The organism is Lachnoclostridium sp. An76, assembly GCF_002161355.1.
Classification (GTDB): Bacteria; Bacillota; Clostridia; order Lachnospirales; family Lachnospiraceae; genus Mediterraneibacter; species Mediterraneibacter caccavium.
Genome location: NZ_NFHL01000002.1, coordinates 315580 through 332052 on the forward strand (window position 1 = coordinate 315580; position 16473 = coordinate 332052).

13 protein-coding genes are annotated in these 16473 nt (G+C 54.6%); all 13 read right to left on the minus strand.

Annotated features, from left to right (window positions below; all coding sequences use genetic code 11):
- Positions 1-99: 99 nt before the first annotated feature.
- Positions 100-6762: a chitobiase/beta-hexosaminidase C-terminal domain-containing protein gene (locus B5G27_RS05625; RefSeq protein WP_087177951.1), complete on the minus strand. Its 6663-nt coding sequence runs from the start codon at positions 6760-6762 to the stop codon at positions 100-102.
- Between the two features lie 178 nt (positions 6763-6940).
- A complete protein-coding gene (gene rplA, locus B5G27_RS05630; protein ID WP_087177952.1) occupies positions 6941-7633 on the minus strand; it encodes a 50S ribosomal protein L1 in 693 nt (230 codons plus the stop codon).
- A gap of 233 nt (positions 7634-7866) precedes the next feature.
- Positions 7867-8292: a 50S ribosomal protein L11 gene (rplK, locus tag B5G27_RS05635; RefSeq protein WP_087177953.1), complete on the minus strand. Its 426-nt coding sequence runs from the start codon at positions 8290-8292 to the stop codon at positions 7867-7869.
- Between the two features lie 51 nt (positions 8293-8343).
- Entirely contained in the window at positions 8344-8862 is a 519-nt protein-coding gene (nusG, locus tag B5G27_RS05640) for a transcription termination/antitermination protein NusG (RefSeq protein ID WP_087177954.1), read from the minus strand.
- Positions 8863-8887: 25 nt separating this feature from the next.
- Complete coding sequence (gene secE, locus B5G27_RS05645; protein WP_087177955.1) at positions 8888-9085, minus strand: preprotein translocase subunit SecE; 198 nt, start codon at positions 9083-9085, stop codon at positions 8888-8890.
- A gap of 20 nt (positions 9086-9105) precedes the next feature.
- On the minus strand, positions 9106-9255 hold the full coding sequence (rpmG, locus tag B5G27_RS05650; protein WP_087177956.1) for a 50S ribosomal protein L33: 150 nt from the start codon (positions 9253-9255) through the stop codon (positions 9106-9108).
- A gap of 141 nt (positions 9256-9396) precedes the next feature.
- Complete coding sequence (locus B5G27_RS05655; protein ID WP_087177957.1) at positions 9397-10629, minus strand: AI-2E family transporter; 1233 nt, start codon at positions 10627-10629, stop codon at positions 9397-9399.
- Positions 10630-10750: 121 nt separating this feature from the next.
- Positions 10751-11179 carry a hypothetical protein gene (locus B5G27_RS05660; RefSeq protein ID WP_087177958.1) on the minus strand — a complete coding sequence of 143 codons (429 nt, stop codon included), beginning with the start codon at positions 11177-11179 and terminating at the stop codon, positions 10751-10753.
- Entirely contained in the window at positions 11176-11838 is a 663-nt protein-coding gene (locus tag B5G27_RS05665; RefSeq protein WP_087177959.1) for a V-type ATP synthase subunit D, read from the minus strand. Before B5G27_RS05665 ends, B5G27_RS05660 begins: the two co-directional genes overlap by 4 nt.
- 176 nt (positions 11839-12014) lie before the next feature.
- Entirely contained in the window at positions 12015-13397 is a 1383-nt protein-coding gene (locus B5G27_RS05670) for a V-type ATP synthase subunit B (protein WP_087177960.1), read from the minus strand.
- On the minus strand, positions 13398-15164 hold the full coding sequence (locus B5G27_RS05675; RefSeq protein WP_087177961.1) for a V-type ATP synthase subunit A: 1767 nt from the start codon (positions 15162-15164) through the stop codon (positions 13398-13400).
- Positions 15161-15487: a V-type ATP synthase subunit F gene (locus B5G27_RS05680; RefSeq protein WP_087177962.1), complete on the minus strand. Its 327-nt coding sequence runs from the start codon at positions 15485-15487 to the stop codon at positions 15161-15163. Before B5G27_RS05680 ends, B5G27_RS05675 begins: the two co-directional genes overlap by 4 nt.
- On the minus strand, positions 15480-16451 hold the full coding sequence (locus B5G27_RS05685) for a V0D/AC39 family V-type ATPase subunit (protein WP_087177963.1): 972 nt from the start codon (positions 16449-16451) through the stop codon (positions 15480-15482). The genes B5G27_RS05680 and B5G27_RS05685 overlap by 8 nt, the downstream gene beginning before the upstream one ends.
- Positions 16452-16473: the final 22 nt, after the last annotated feature.

Here is a 16473-nt window from a genome sequence, read left to right on the forward strand (position 1 = left end):
ATACGGTCCCCAGAGGGGTGGAATTAACCGTTTCTGAAAAATTGACCTGTTTTCCACCCGGTCATTTCTGCCTGTTTGTTTTCCCTCTCAGGATTTACTTCAGAAGTTTCTGCGGGAATTCCTGCGGAGCACTCTGTACGCCACAGCGCCCGCTCCCAGAAGCGCCGCGCCCCACAGCATGGCAGACCCTTCGGCGTCTCCGCTTTGGACCGCCTCATCTGCGCCGCCCTCATCCTGAGTCTCTCCGCCGGTTCCCTGGTTATCCCTTCCAGTTCCGTCCTCTCCCGGATTATCCGGTTCGTCCGGATCTTGCCCCGGATCATTCGAATCCTCCGGCTCTTCTCCCGGATCATCTGGATCCTCCGGCTCTTCTCCCGGATCATCCGGGCTATCCGGTTCATCCGTCCCGGTCTCCCCAGACACAGTATAGATATATCGACTTGTTTCTCCGTCCCGATATCCCTCCTTCACTGCATACGCGATCAGTGTAACGTCCCCGGGCTCAGTCAGTTTGATCGGTCCGGTATAAAGAAGCCGCGACGGACTGTCTTCCACGCATGGGCACGTTCCGTCCAGTGTGTAGTAGATCGCCGCACCCGGGGTTCTCGTATGAAGACTCACTTCCGCCCCCGCTTCCACTTTTCCTCCTGCGGGCGACGCTTCCACAGCTGCCACCTTCGGGGCTGGCGACTCCACAGTAAAGCTCACATTCTCTGTCAGTTCGGAATCTTCCAGTGATATCTCCAGCTCTGCTGTCCCCGGAAGTCCTGCCGTCACCTGAAATGCAGCAGTTCCATTTGCATCCGTTGTCACGTTCTCTTCGGAGACAGTGACAATTCCCGGCGTATGATTCACGATCCGGATCTCCCGGTTTGCCCCGCCCGGCTCAAGCTGTACAGTTACCTCTGCTGTCTCTCCGTACTTTAACGACTCCTGTACGTGGACCGTCATTTTCTCCGGTTTATCTGTGGCGGTCCCCTTAAGCGTCTGCGGTCCCTCCATCAGGGTACCCGCATAGTTTTCCGCCGAGTCCACTGTCAGTTCATACTCGCCGGACAGTTGTCCCGACTCCGGCACGAAACAGAACGCTGCCGCATAACTGACGGACGGATCCGCTCCCGCTTCCGGTTTGACCGCCTTCCAGGTTCCCGGCACCTCACTGCCTCCCTGCGTCACCTTCCAGGAAATGCTCTCCCCCTTCTCCAGGAACGTAAGGTCCATATACTGTGTAAAGTACAGCTCGATGCTGTCCTTATAGAACTGTGCGGACTTCACCTCGGGCGGAGCCATGGAGACGATCGGTACATTCACTTCTGTCCGCGGTGGCGGAACCTCCATCCATTCGCTGTAAGCGGTGATATACCCTTTTTTCTCATACCTGACCTGCCACCATCCGGCAGGCACATCCCATGCATACCTGCCCTCCCGATTGGTTATCTGGGGATTCTGCTGATTATAGTTCCATGCATCCCAGAACACCGCCGTCTCATCCTCTTTATTCTCCTTGTAAAAGATCGTCGCCGTCACGCCTTCCACACGGTTGGACGGTACTCCCTCATATACATAACCGGACGGGTCAAGCAGGATCCTCACTTTTGCCCGCGGAGTTTTGACCACCGTCAGGCGGCGGTTCGGATCCGGCGCATTTCCGCACAGGATCTCCAACTGGTGAAGGTCATAGTCGATCTCTGCCATCCGGGCCCGGGTTCCTTCCTGCAATACCATGTCTGCAGCGTTGATCGCCAGCATAAACGGAAGCGCTCCAATCGATTTACTGAATCCCAGCCCGATATCCGCCCCCAAAAACGTCCACTGATTATTCAGCGCCTGAGCCGTCTGTGCGAGATCCTGGTAAATAGTATTGATCTCATACGTTGCCTGCGGACACTCCTCTACAGATGGAATCCGATACAGCAAATCCAAAAAAATACCTATATCGTCCCTGAGCTCCCCAAACCTCTGAAGCCATCCGCCCAGATCGACAGCCCCCTGCGCGAGCTTGGTACACAGAGATATTTTTCTCAACGTATCCAGCATCCCCCAGGCCCACTTTATATTTTGCTGGCACTTCAGCCACTGGCCGCTTCCATACGGGGCGTTCGCCATTTTCAGGCGTTGGTTGATAACGTATTGTCCCAGCTTGCCCTCAACCTTTTCTACTTCCGTCTCCCCCAGGGCTTCCATTGTTTTTCCAATCGTATCTATGCCTATCTCAATCTTTTCCGGTGTCGGTTCATCCGACCACTGAGACCCTTCCTCATAATTCATCTTGACAGTATAGTGTTCTTTGTTTCCAGAATCAACGATCTCAATCGTATCATCCTCTGTGTTCCGAATGTAAAATCCGTCGTCTACCGGCTGTCCGGACATATCGGCCAACTGCGCTTCCTGAAAACCTTCCTCCAACAGCGCCGGTACGTCAAGCTCTTCCAGCATCTCCGTTGTGATGTCAACAGTTCCCATATCCCCGGGGAGCTCCACGCTGTAATCTCCGTCTCCCTGCTCTGTGATCTCCACTCCAACGCCCTCTGTCGCCTCGTTCCAGATCTCTGTCAGCTCGTCATCCATAACCGCCCCATCCATGGAGATATCGCTGTATGCCAGACTGTCCGGAAACTGTGTGGATATCCACTGGTTTACAGATGCCTCCGCTTCCTCCCAGGTGAGCTGGGCGTCCTCAGAGGCATCCGCGAAGGATACCCCTACTTCCGCCGGCAGGTTCGCATTGGACACCTCCATGGTCGCGCCCCATGCCTGCCTGTCCGCAAAATATTCGCCATTCAGGATATGGATCTCCCCGGACATATCCTCGATGATAAACTCCACATTCTTGACAGCGTCCTCCGCCGGGTCGGAAAATCTGGCCAGGTACGTCACCTCTGCGGGCAGTTCAAGCAGTGTCAGCAGATTTGTCCCTGAGTCTCCGAGTGTGGCCCTGGCATTGTCAGGGCCTATCATCTCTATGGAATCCAGGACAACTCCGCCCGACTTGTAGATGACCGTTCTGCGCCGGGACTCTATTATCTCGCCCTGCGCCGTTTTCACCGAAGCATACAGCTCATGCTCCGACCAGTCCCCGCTTCCCAGCAGTGTCACAGGTACGGTAAGTTCCGCACCACGGTTCTCTTGCGCGCTCACCGAGGCAACACAGACTCCGTTGTCATAGATCTCCACCGGAAGACCGGTAAGCCGCTGCGTGTCTACGGACACCTCGATCTCTCTGTCATTTGCCTGCGCAGGAGCGTACAGATACACACCAAGCTCCTCTTCCGCCGAGATATGGAGGGTCCCCAGAGAGTAGCGGTATTCTTTCCCTTCGGCTGTAAATATCAGCGTTGCTTCTGAGTAGCAGTCTTCTGTCAGATCTTCCCGGTCCAGCGTAAAATAGCGCCTCTCTTCTGATCTGAATTGCAACTCGCTCTGCCAGCGGCCCGGAGACACATTCCCCATGCCGTTGAGCGTAACCCCCTCCGGCAGGGTAACCTCTAACACCGGCTTCTCCACCTGGTCATAGAATTTCTCCGAAAATTCATAAGACACCTTGAGGGATACCGTCCTCTCCGAGGACCAAAAGCTGGCATCATAAAAACCATAATAACAGCTTTCCGGCACCACATAAGGGTTTTCTTCCGCCTGTCTTACCTTAAATATCTTCGGACTCTCACATACCGTGATCACCCCGTCCCGGATCTGAAGCTGTTCCGCCTTGTTTATATCCCAGTCTGTCAGTCTCTGTTCCAGTTCGCCGATATTTGCCGCCGGAGCCAGACCTTGTCCACTCTCTGCCGCCACAAGCCGATAATCGCCGCTTTTTAATCCGGCAAATGTCCCCCGGCCTCCTGCGGCCGTCGTCTTTGCCCTGAGGGAGCCATCCTTCCCATAGAGGAAGAGTTCAGCCTCTTCGTCACCGCTCTCCAGACTGACCTCAACGCCGCCCCGCTCCGCCAGAAGCGCTTCCGCCACATTTTCTCTGCCTTTTTCCAGCGTTACCGTCGTCTTTACAGGTTCGCACTCCCCTGAGGGATCCGCGACTTCGATCCGCAGGGTATCCCCCTCCTTCACATCACCCTCAGGATCAATATAAACCGCCGGATATTCCACCGCGTATCCGTCCAGATATTCCCCGGTCCTCTCATTGTAGATTTGGATAGATACCTCGCTTCCTCCCACGGGATAAGTGATTTCACTGCCTCTTTTAGCCGCATCCCGCCTTGTAATGTCCAGGGTAACCACATACTCATCTGCCTGCTGCAGTTCTACATCCCATACGGTATCTTCCTGAATCTCTTTTTCTCCACGGTACAGCGCATCTCCCGACCTCACATACAGCTCCGCCATACCGCCCGGGCCAGAGAGTTCATAATATCCCTGCCCGTCTGTAACCGCAGTTGCCGTTTCGGAGCCGTCCACTGCTGAAACTGTGACCGGCACATTTGGAACCGGCCTGCCTTCATGGCTCACGGTACCGGATATTTTTATCTTCCCGCTGAGAGGCAGTGAATATGAAACTGTCTGCTCCTGCTCTTCCCCGACGGTCAGTTCCTGCATCCCGGGGCTTATATACCCGTCCGCTTCCAGACCAGGCGACAGCTTGATCTGATACAACAGCCTTTTCCCCGGCAGCACCCCTTCGATCGTATTCCCGGTTGACAAGTACTCCTCAGTCTCCCTGTCATACCAATGGATCTGAACCTCAGAAGTTTCTTCCCCGGAGTACAGAAGCGCTTTTACCGTAACATTGCAGAGTTTCGGCAGCCCTTCCGCAGTCACAGCCATCTCCTTTCCGGCTTCTACCTGAACCGCGTCCCACTGTCCGAGGATTTCCCCGTCTCTCGACATCTTCACAGAGTAAGTTCCCGGCTTTACAAATCTGAATACGACCGCCGCATCCCCCAGGAAATATTTCTGTCCGGCCACCTTGCCATCAGCTGTTATAATTTCTGCCAGGCACCCCATATAAGCTCCCGGTTCCATTCCATCCGGAATAACAAGGCTCACGCTGCCCGGCGCCTCGGTTCCGGGATCTGGATCCACACCCTTATTTGCGTCCACACCTATGAGTACCGGGTACCCGTTGTTCTCTCCATCGCGGAACTCCCATCCGTTCACATATTCCAGTCCGGGCATACCGCCCTCTGACTTCATCTGCTCCGCAGACAGCCCTTCGCACTGAGAATTCCCCGCACTGACTTTTTCCTTGTCATAATAGCAGTTTGTAAAGGTAGACTGATGATACTCTTCTTCGCCGTAAAACGCAAAAGTTGTCTCTTCTTCGCCCGCCACCGACGACGCCGTATAACAGTTTGTCAGAGATGCATTACTGGCTTTCCCAACGAAACCAGCCGTACTATTAGCAGCGCCCGCAAAAGAAAGTTCACCTATATTTTCTCTGACAACAGAACTGTTGGCAAAACAATTCTCTGCAGAACCATTGAGCAGACCACCTATGAGGCCACCAACATTCCCGCCTGCACCCGATACATACAGACTGCCCGCCATATAGCTTCTGCAGATCGCCTCAATCCCATTGCTATATCCCACAAGACCGCCTGCATAAACCTGTCCGGAATTCACTTTCAGGGAAATGCTGCCCTCATATGCGCAGCCCTCTATTGTAAAATCTCTGTTATCCTTTTCCCCTGTCCCGATCAGACCGCCCGTGTACCACGCCAGCGCATCTGAATGTTGCATGAATACATTTACATTCCCCGTCGCATAACTGTAAAGAATTGTAGTATCCTCAGTCTCGCCGATCAGACCCCCAAAATTCCCTCCATGTATCTCGTTTGCAGCAGCCCCCACCATGCTGTACTCCAGGGTATAGATATCTTCCGGCTCCGCCCCGTCCTCCCCATAAGCGGTTACCACAGTCTGAGCCATCTTCTTCCCGTCTATCAGAAAACCAATCTGATAAACCCCTGGTATCTTTGCAGTGAACCTGAACTCCCTTGTCCATCCTGATATCGCTGCCATAGATGCTCCGGCCACGTCAACGGCGCTGCCTGTATCGTCTCCTTCAAGCGGCAATGGGCTGGGATAATTTTCCGGGTCTGATGACGTATATTCTGTGGCGATCGTCACTGCCCCCGGATTCATATCAGAAATGTTCTCTATAATATAGTTATCCTCCTCAACCGTCATTCCCTCGATCAGCATATCCCCCTCTGCCGCGTCAGCAGTGCAGCTCGAGCTGCAGTCTTCCACAACCGCATCAGATGCAGAACCGACCAGACCGCCCAATGCAGCATAATAAGTTCCCTCAGACGGGACTACAGCTCCGCCCTCCGAATGACAGTTTGTGATACGGCTCGGAGTCTCCTCATCCGGGCTGTAGCATGAACCAGCGACCGCCCCGGCATATGCTCCCGCCACTTCCGCGCCGTCTGCGATCTGCACGGTCAGGTTGCTGATCTCAACGCCGGCGCAATATCCGAAAAGCCCTGCATACGTATATCCCTTGCTCCGCGGTACATTCAGACCGCTGACCGTATGTCCCTGCCCGTCAAATACACCCGAAAAATCTACAGGCTCCCACTCACCGCTCAGCGCGATATCATTTTCCAGCGTGTAGACAGCGTCCGGCTCCTGCCCGATCCACTCCAGCTCCTCCTGGCTGGTGATCTTATAAGGCGACTCCTGCGTCCCTTCTCCCGACGGCTTTGCCTCTGTCTCCGCGTAGAGCGGTACAGACGGGATCACTCCGGCTATGACCGCTGCAGCCAGAAGATATGCCAGCATTCTTTTCCTTGTCCGACTCTTCATACCCCTCTCATTCCTCCGTTCTCTCAACAGTATCTTTTCGTCGCAGATATCATTGCCAGCATACCATATGCGAATTTTATTTTTTTCAACTTCTTTCCGGCACAACAAAAACAGGGAACAGAAACAGCTGCAGCCGTCTCTATTCCCTGTCTATCTAAGTTCTATCTTTATTTGTCGATTACGCGAGCTTCATCGGGTTGACCTTCACGCCCGGGCCCATTGTAGATGTAAGAGTCACGCTCTTAAGGTACTGGCCCTTTACTGCTGCCGGTCTTGCCTTGTTGATCGCATCGATCAGCGTCTGGAAGTTGTCCGCTAACTGCTCCTCGGTAAAGGATGCCTTACCGATCGGCACGTGGATAATGTTTGTCTTGTCGAGTCTGTACTCGATCTTACCAGCTTTGATGTCGTTGATCGCCTTTGTCACGTCCATTGTAACTGTTCCCGCCTTCGGGTTCGGCATAAGGCCTTTCGGTCCGAGAACACGTCCGAGACGTCCGACAACCCCCATCATATCCGGTGTAGCAACAACTACGTCAAAGTCAAGCCATCCCTCGTTCTGGATCTTCGGGATCAGCTCATCTCCGCCTACGAAATCAGCGCCTGCTGCTTTTGCTTCCTCAGCCTTTGCGTCTTTTGCAAATACAAGGATGCGTACTTTCTTACCAGTTCCGTGCGGAAGGACAACCGCTCCACGGATCTGCTGGTCAGCATGGCGTCCGTCACATCCTGTTCTGATGTGTGCCTCGATGGTCTCGTCAAACTTTGCTGTTGCTGCTTTCTTTACTAATGCAACTGCTTCATTCTTATCGTAGAGATTTCCTCTCTCGATCAGTTTTGCAGCTTCGATATATTTCTTTCCTCGTTTCATTTATAATAACCTCCTTGTGGTATTCGCGGGATATTGCCCCTCCCACCTGACTTAACTATAAGGTAGTTCCGTTCGCTAAGCTCGCGCTTCGCCTCCGGCTCGCCCTCGCTAATCTCACGGAACGGAATTCGCACTAGGCTCCAATGAGGATACTCCTCACGCTGTTCGGAATATCTGCCTTCACACTAAGCTCGAAAACACCTCGCTAAGTGTTCAGTGCATCGCCAAGTGCTCTATTCCTCTACAACGACTCCCATGGAACGGCATGTTCCGGCTACCATGCTCATAGCAGCCTCTACGGATGCTGCGTTCAGGTCCGGCATCTTCAGCTCAGCAATCTCCTGGAGCTGTGCCTTTGTGATCGTTGCGACTTTGTTCTTGTTCGGCACGCCGGAACCGGACTGGATCTTGCATGCTTTCTTGATCAGGACTGCTGCCGGCGGTGTCTTTGTGATGAAGCTGAAGCTTCTGTCATTGTACACTGTGATAACAACCGGGATGATCAGGTCGCCCTGGTCTGCTGTCCTTGCATTGAACTGCTTTGTAAATTCAACGATATTTACGCCGTGCTGTCCAAGAGCAGGACCAACCGGCGGTGCCGGAGTTGCCTTGCCGGCAGGAATCTGTAATTTGATATAACCTTCTACTTTTTTTGCCATTTCAATTACCTCCTTGTGGTATTCGCGGGGCGCTGCCCCTCCCACTCATCTTTAATCCATTTTTTTCACTTCTGAAAAACTAAGTTCAACCGGAGTTTCGCGGCCAAACAGCTCAACATTGATCGACAGGCTCTTCTTCTGTTCGTTCATGCTCTGCACGACACCCACAGTTCCTTCCCACGCGCCGCTCAATACAACGACCGTGTCGCCCACGCCGAAATTGACGACCACATTCTCCCGCCTGATGCCCAGGTTTGCCATCTCGCTTTCCTCGAGCGGCACCGGCTTGGATCCCGGTCCCACGAACCCGGTAACGCCGCGTGTATTTCTCACGACATACCATGTATCGTCATTCATGATCATATGGATCATGACATATCCCGGGAACATTTTCCTCTGGACAGCCTTCTGGACGCCGTTTCGAAGCTCCGTGACTTCCTCCATGGGAACGCGGACCTCGAGGATCTGGTCTTCCAGGTGACGGTTTTCGATCGTCTTGTCAATGTTCGCCTTTACTTTGTTTTCATACCCTGAATAAGTATGAACTACATACCATTTTGCCTCTGACATAAAATCACCTTTCCGCTGCGGTCAACTATTTCACCAAAAAGTCGATCCCGTATCTGAGGATCGCATCGATCACTGCGATCACCGCTCCGAGCACTACGGATACAGCGACAACCGCCGTAGTCTGTTTTGCCAGTGTTTTTTTGTCTGGCCAAATGATCTTCTTAAACTCTGCCTGAAGCCCTTTGAACCAGCTCTTCTTCTGAGTCTTTTCTTTTTCACTCATATGCTGCTTCCTCCTGACGATTACTTCGTCTCTTTATGCAGAGTGTGTGTCCTGCAGAATCTGCAGTACTTCTTGGTCTCCATGCGGTCCGGATGAGCTTTCTTATCCTTTGTCATGTTGTAGTTACGGTTTTTGCATTCCGTACACTCCAGTGTAATTCTCGTGCGCACAACTTCCACCTCGCTTTTTATTTATTCACCTGCGTGTTACTGATGGCTGCGAAAACCATCGATTTTTAGGCATAAAAAAAAGACCTAACTTCCATTCGCCGTAGTATTGTACCACGGCGGATGGAAGTACGTCAAGGTCTTTTACTTATTTTCTGTCGTTTCCGCAGACTGTCTGTCCTGTTCTTTTCCGCTTTTTTCTTCTCCGTCCTCTATCCGCTTTCCATCCGAAATATCCCTGCGTTTCTTTCTTAAATGTTTATACACACTGGCGCGGAACAATGTATACACTACCGACACGATAGGAATGAATATCAGCATCCCTACGATGCCCATAAGGCTGCCGCCGATCGTCACTGCCGCCAGCACCCATATCGACGGGAGCCCTACGGAACTTCCCACGACCTTCGGGTAGATCAGGTTCCCCTCGATCTGCTGCAGGACCAGGAAGGTGATCACAAAGATGACCATCTGCATGGGATCCACCATCAGGATCAGGAAGGCTCCCACAAAGCATCCGATGAATGCGCCGAAAATAGGGATCAGCGCCGTAAATGCGATCAGGACGCTCACCAGCATTGTGTATGGCATGTTGAGGATACTCATTACAACAAAGAACATACAGCCCAGGATCAGAGCTTCCACACACTGGCCTGTAAAAAAGCTGGAAAACGCCTTTGACGCAAGGCTGCCGACCTCAAACATCCACTCTGCGCGCCTTTCCGGGAAAAAGGCATACACGACTTTTTTCATCTGCACGTACAGCTTTTCTTTCTGAAGGAGTACATAGCAGGAGAAAACAAAGGCAACCACAAAAGTCGCTATGCCGCTCACGATGGATCCGATAGCTGACATCGTCGAATTCAGTACATTCCCCGCACTGTTCTGGAAGAATGACATCACAGTGTCCATCAGCCTTCCCACATCCAGGTTCAGGTTGGAGAGCCACGCCTGGATCTCACGGTTGTCCGTAAACAGGTCTTCAAGGAACTTCTGCGCCTCAGGGATAAACGTCTGGATCGTCCTTCCCAGAGACAGGATCGTGCGGGTCAGTTCCGGGATGACGACAAACATGACCAGGACCACGACCCCGATCACGATCGCCAGCGTCAGGACCATGCACACAGGGCGAGCAATCTTCTTTGCGATCTTCTTGTCTTTCAGATGACGGTTCCCGAAAATCTTCTCTTCCAGGAAGCTCATCGGGATATTCAGGATGAAAGCGATACCGCCGCCCAGCAGAAAAGGCAGGATGATCCGGAATGCCGCTCCGGCCCATTCAAACAGAAGCCTGTAATTCCAGAGAGCGATCAGGATAATGACTGTAAAAAGGATCAGCTCCCTTAATTTCCTCATGTTTTCTTTATTCAGATTCATAATACCTCCACACTGCCAGTCGCTTCTTGCTGCTGCATTTCATTCTTTCATTCCGGTGCGCTTTACCGCATCTCCGTTTCATATTTCACGTTTTTCATTCTAACACGGCTTTCTGCCAGCTTCAAGGCGTTTCCCGTATTCCTGCCGTTTCACGCATTCTTTGTTTCCCGTATTCTTCGGCGATGCGGATCCCTTCCGCAGTCTCGCACGCCTGACGGTAATAGTACTCCAGCGCCGTCTCGAGCACCTGCGGCCGCTTCCCGGCGAGAAGGTCCGGGCTCAGCAGGACTTCCCGGCGGTAGGCCAGCATCCGCTCGCCTGTCCTGATATAATTTTCCTGTGTTTCCAGATCCACGATAAGCTGAGGGGACTCTCCGATATAGAGGATGCTGCCCTCACGCTTCATCCTGATATGTCCTTTTTCTTCCATTACCAGTACCGCTCCCTTTTCCAGATCTTTATGTTTCAGCACATATAAACCGCTCTGAGGGAGCGAATTCCCGGCGCAGGAATGAGCCTGCATGCGTTCATCAGTGTGATCCCACATCATAGGCCAGCCTCCTTATAATGATGCGCTTCCTCCAGCATCATATCCTTCACCTTCATCAGCCGGATCTGCGTGCTCCGCTCATTCTCGTCCAGCTTCATGGTAATATACTTTATGCTCGCCTCGGTCTCGGGGATGATCACATGCTCCAACGCGTTCACGCGGCGCCTTGTCTTCTCGATCTCTGCCGCCATGAGCTGGCACGCCTTCTCCACTTCCGCCAGGCGGATCATATCCGGCAGGACATCCGCCAGTGACTTGACCGCGCCGTCCAGATCGCCGGATGTAAACGCAAAGCCATAAGAATAGATATCATTCTCATCCGCTGTGCGCATCTTATACTCAAAAACCGGGATATCCACGCTCATGACATTCCTGTCCCCGGCTTCCAGAGAAACTTCCTGCTTCGGCGCCATGAGCGCAGTGTTGAGCGCCGCCTCGGACATTCCGGCTTTGGCAATGACAAAATTCCGGTTCGCAGACCTGATGCCAGCTTCCACCTTCATGCGCACTTCCATATTTTCGCGGACAAGGTCAAGATACTGACGCATCAGCTCATCCCGCTTGTCCTTTAATAATTTGTGCCCTCGGATGGCAGTGATCCGCTTCTTTTTCAGACGGGTCAGCTCCATCCGGGTCGGATTCACCTGTTTCGCCGCCAAAACACCACCTCCTTCAAAATTGTCAGACAACTTGACCAAAAGGGGTCAGACCCCTTTTGCCCAAGCTGTCAGAATATTCTCGCCCTTCCGGGCTTCCGGGACAGACCCACTCCGCTTACGCTTCGGGGTCAGTTTTTTTTGCGCCCTTGAGGGCTTCCGGGACAGACCCGCTCCGCTTACGCTTCGGGGTCAGTCCCGTAGTAGAGATCGAGGTATTTGTCATCGATGCGTTTCAGTTCTGTCCTGGGCAGCATCCGTAACAGTTTCCAGCCGATGTCCAGTGTCTCCTCGATGCCGCGGTCGGTATGATACCCCTGGGAAACGTATTCCTGTTCAAACGCGTCCGCGAATTTTGCGTACATGAGGTCAATCTCTGTCAGCGCCGCCTCTCCCAGGATGACCATGAGCTCTTTTGCGTCTTTTCCGCGCGCATACGCGGCGAAGAGCTGGTTCATGGTGTTGGAGTGGTCGGCCCGTGTCTTGCCCTCGCCGATCCCCTTATCCTTCAGACGGGACAGGGACGGGAGCACGTCGATGGGCGGCATGATTCCTTTCCGGTAGAGCTCACGGCTTAAGATGATCTGCCCCTCTGTGATATATCCGGTCAGGTCCGGGATGGGATGAGTCTTATCGTCCTCGGGCATGGTCAGGATGGGGATCATGGTGATGCTTCCCTTTTTCCCGTTCTGGCGGCCCGCTCTCTCGTAGATGGAGGCAAGGTCCGTGTACATGTATCCCGGATAGCCACGGCGTCCCGGCACTTCCTTGCGGGCTGCCGACACCTCGCGGAGCGCGTCCGCATAATTGGTGATATCCGTCAGGATGACGAGCACATGCATCTCTTTCTCAAAAGCAAGATACTCTGCCGCGGTCAGCGCCATCCTGGGCGTAGCGATACGCTCGATGGCCGGGTCATTGGCCAGGTTGATGAACAGCACGGTGCGGTCAAGGGCTCCTGTCTCCCGGAAACTCTCGATAAAGAAGTTGGACTCTTCAAAGGTGATCCCCATTGCCGCGAATACAACGGCAAAGTTCTCATCCGTCCCCAGCACCTTCGCCTGTCTCGCGATCTGCGCGGCAAGCTGGGCGTGGGGCAGGCCCGACGCGGAGAAGATCGGCAGCTTCTGTCCACGGACCAGTGTGTTCAGCCCGTCAATGGCGGACACGCCGGTCTGGATAAACTCCTCGGGGTAGCTCCTGGCAGCCGGGTTCATGGGCAGGCCATTGATATCCATGCGCGCGTCCGGCAGGATCTCCGGCCCCTCGTCGATCGGACTGCCGAGGCCGTCGAACACCCGTCCCAGCATATCTTCTGATACGCCCAGCTCCATGCTCCGCCCGAGGAACCTCACCCTGCTGTTGGAAAGGTTGATCCCGGCAGAGTTCTCAAAAAGCTGTACGAGCACATCGCTTCCATTGACTTCCAGCACCTTGCAGCGCCTTGTCTCCCCGTCCGCGAGCTCGATCTCGCCCAGCTCGTCATATGTCACGCCTTCCACGCCGCGCACCAGCATCAGCGGTCCGGCTACTTCCTGTATGGTCCTGTACTCTTTGGGCATTTACCGTTCCTCCTTTCCGAACGCATTGGCGATCTGCGCGCTTAATTCTTCATCTGCTTTCCTGAATTCTTCGTCCAGGGCGTCCTCATGCACATATTTGAATCGCCCGATCTGCTCCCTCACCGGCATGGAGAGGAGCTTCTGAAGGGACGCCCCCTCCGCGAGCGCCTGCACTGTCCTGCCATAAAACGCATTGACAAGCGTCATCATCATGTGCTGCTTTTTCAGCGAAGTATAAGTGTCCACCTCGTGGAAGGAATTCTGGTGCAGGAAATCCTCGCGGATGGATCTCGCCGCCTCCATTTTCAGCCTGTCGCCAGGGGAGAGCGCGTCCATGCCGACCATCTTCACGATCTCTTCCAGCTCCGCCTCTTCCTGGAGGAGCGTCATCATCTTCTGTCGTCCGGCCATCCAGTCCTCAGCCACATTTCCGTTAAACCATTTCTCCATGTCATCCAGGTACAGGGAATAGCTGTTCAGCCAGTTGATGGCAGGGAAATGACGCTTATACGCAAGCGCGGAATCCAGCCCCCAGAATACTTTCACGATACGCAGGGTTGCCTGGGACACCGGCTCCGACGTATCCCCGCCCGGCGGAGATACTGCCCCGATCACGGACAGGGCTCCTTCCCGTCCGTCTTTCCCGAGCGAGATCACATGGCCCGCTCTCTCATAGAACTGCGCCAGGCGGCTTCCCAGATAAGCCGGGTAGCCTTCCTCGCCCGGCATCTCCTCCAGACGCCCGGACATTTCGCGCAGCGCCTCCGCCCACCGGGACGTGGAGTCCGCCATCAGCGCTACGGAATACCCCATGTCACGGAAATATTCCGCGATGGTGATCCCGGTATAGATCGACGCCTCACGCGCCGCCACCGGCATATCCGAAGTATTGGCGATCAGGACCGTCCTCTGCATCAGAGGCTGCCCGGTCTTCGGGTCTTTCAGCTCCGGGAACTCATTGAGCACGTCCGTCATCTCGTTTCCCCGCTCCCCGCATCCGATATAGACTACGATATCCGCTTCCGCCCATTTCGCGAGCTGATGCTGGATCACCGTCTTCCCGCTCCCGAACGGTCCCGGCACTGCCGCCACGCCGCCCTTGGCGATGGGGAAGAAGGTGTCGATCACCCTCTGCCCTGTCACAAGGGGCATCTCCGGCGGAAGTTTTTTCTTATAAGGCCGTCCGCGGCGGACCGGCCATTTCTGCATCAGGGTCAGCTCCCGGTCGCCGTCGTCCGTCCCGACCACTGCCACCACTTCTTCTACCGTAAATTCTCCTGCCCTGATGTCTTTGATCTTTCCTTTTACCCCGTAGGGGACCATGATCTTCTGCTGCACGAGCGCTGTCTCCTGCACTGTCCCGATCACATCGCCCGCCTCTACCTCGTCTCCGATCCCGGCGGTGGGCACAAACTCCCATTTCAGGTCCCGTTTCAGCGACGGCACTTCCACTCCGCGCTTTAAGTTGTTGCCCGACACCTTCATGATATCATCCAGGGGTCTCTGGATCCCGTCGTAGATGCTGGTGATCAGCCCCGGCCCCAGCTCGACAGACATGGGCACGCCCATGGATTCCACCGGCTCGCCGGGCCCCAGGCCCGAAGTCTCCTCGTACACCTGGATGGACGCCTGGTCCCCGTGCATCTCGATGATCTCGCCGATGAGGCGCTGGTCCGAGACGCGGACCACATCAAACATATTTGCATCGCGCATTCCCTCTGCGATCACGAGAGGTCCTGCCACTTTCCTGATTACTCCTGTGCTCATTCGCCTACTCCTCCAAACAGAATATCTGACCCGACCGCCTGCTCTACGGTCTTTTTCACGCCCTGCACGCCGGCGCCCGTATTTCCCGACACGCCCGGGATCTGTATGACCGCGGGCAGCTTCATCTCCATGTACTCGTCCAGCGCGCCGCCCAGCTCTGCGGCCGCCTTCTCCGTAATGTAGACGATCCCATAGCCGCTCTCCGCGAGCTGCCTCAGTCTGTCCCGCGTCTCTTCCCGGCTCTTCACAGGACAGATATTAAGTCCCACTGCCGCGAAACCGTAAATGCTGTCGTAATCACCGACCACTGCGATCTTATACATACATCTCCCTTATCCTTTCCCGGAGCGCATCATCCGGAAAACCGTTCTGCTTGCCGGTCAGGATGATCCGTACCGTCTTGATCTCGTTTTGCCGCGCGAGCAGATAAGCGAGCAGCGGTCCCACGGAAAACGTTTCATATTTCTGTGCCTTCATTGTCTCTGTCATGCGGTTGTCGCACCAGCGCTCAAACACTGACGGGGATTCCCGCAGAGCATCCGCGCCTCCCGCGTAGGAAGTCCCTTCCAGATACCGGGCAATCTCTTCCTCCCCGGCGAGGGCCGCGCGGATCAGCTGCTCTCTGTTTATGCTCCCGCACTCTGCCATCGCACTGCGCATAAAGTCCGCGCTCTTGCCTGTCTTCCTGGAGCGCACAGCGATCTTAATGTCCGCGATGGCCACCGTGGTATCCGCGTAATCCTCTATGACAGACTCCCCGGACCGCTTCCCCGCCTCGAAAATGGCTTCCAGCGCCGCTCTGTCGATCAGGACGTCGCAGAGCTGTCCGTCCCTTGTATGCAGCAGCGTCTCCAGAGCTTCCTCAGCCACACGTCCCATGCTGCCCGGAAGCCTGGAGAACTCCCGGCTCTCAATGATGCGGAGCATCTCTTCCCCGGGGATCTCACAGTCATCGTAAAAGATGCCGGGCGTCCGCTTCTCCGTGCACACCTCTTTCACCGCAGCCTTTAGATTGTGGTACAGCTTCGGCAGGGACAGCACGTCAAACACGCGCATATCCGGCGCCACGTCGCGGATGACTTCCCACGTCTTCTCTTCCTCCCGCTTCAGTACGGAATCCATATCCCCGCTGCCGGAAGGGTCTCCCCAGCCTTTTTCCCTCACGAGACGGAGCGCCTCCTCCGCAGTCCTGCACGCCATGAGCTGTCCGATCACCGCGTCGGAAAACAGAGAGACCTCCAGCGCACGGATCCGCGCGACTGCATACGTATATTTTGTATTACCCAAGTTCACACCCTCCCTGCGCCAT

Excerpts from the sequence above, each read along its gene's own strand:
- B5G27_RS05625 (WP_087177951.1), bottom strand. The coding sequence starts at position 6,762 with ATGAAGAGTCGGACAAGGAAAAGAATGCTGGCATATCTTCTGGCTGCA.
- rplA (WP_087177952.1), bottom strand. The coding sequence starts at position 7,633 with ATGAAACGAGGAAAGAAATATATCGAAGCTGCAAAACTGATCGAGAGA.
- rplK (WP_087177953.1), bottom strand. The coding sequence starts at position 8,292 with ATGGCAAAAAAAGTAGAAGGTTATATCAAATTACAGATTCCTGCCGGC.
- nusG (WP_087177954.1), bottom strand. The coding sequence starts at position 8,862 with ATGTCAGAGGCAAAATGGTATGTAGTTCATACTTATTCAGGGTATGAA.
- secE (WP_087177955.1), bottom strand. The coding sequence starts at position 9,085 with ATGAGTGAAAAAGAAAAGACTCAGAAGAAGAGCTGGTTCAAAGGGCTT.
- B5G27_RS05655 (WP_087177957.1), bottom strand. The coding sequence starts at position 10,629 with ATGAATCTGAATAAAGAAAACATGAGGAAATTAAGGGAGCTGATCCTT.
- B5G27_RS05660 (WP_087177958.1), bottom strand. The coding sequence starts at position 11,179 with ATGATGTGGGATCACACTGATGAACGCATGCAGGCTCATTCCTGCGCC.
- B5G27_RS05670 (WP_087177960.1), bottom strand. The coding sequence starts at position 13,397 with ATGCCCAAAGAGTACAGGACCATACAGGAAGTAGCCGGACCGCTGATG.
- B5G27_RS05675 (WP_087177961.1), bottom strand. The coding sequence starts at position 15,164 with ATGAGCACAGGAGTAATCAGGAAAGTGGCAGGACCTCTCGTGATCGCA.
- B5G27_RS05680 (WP_087177962.1), bottom strand. The coding sequence starts at position 15,487 with ATGTATAAGATCGCAGTGGTCGGTGATTACGACAGCATTTACGGTTTC.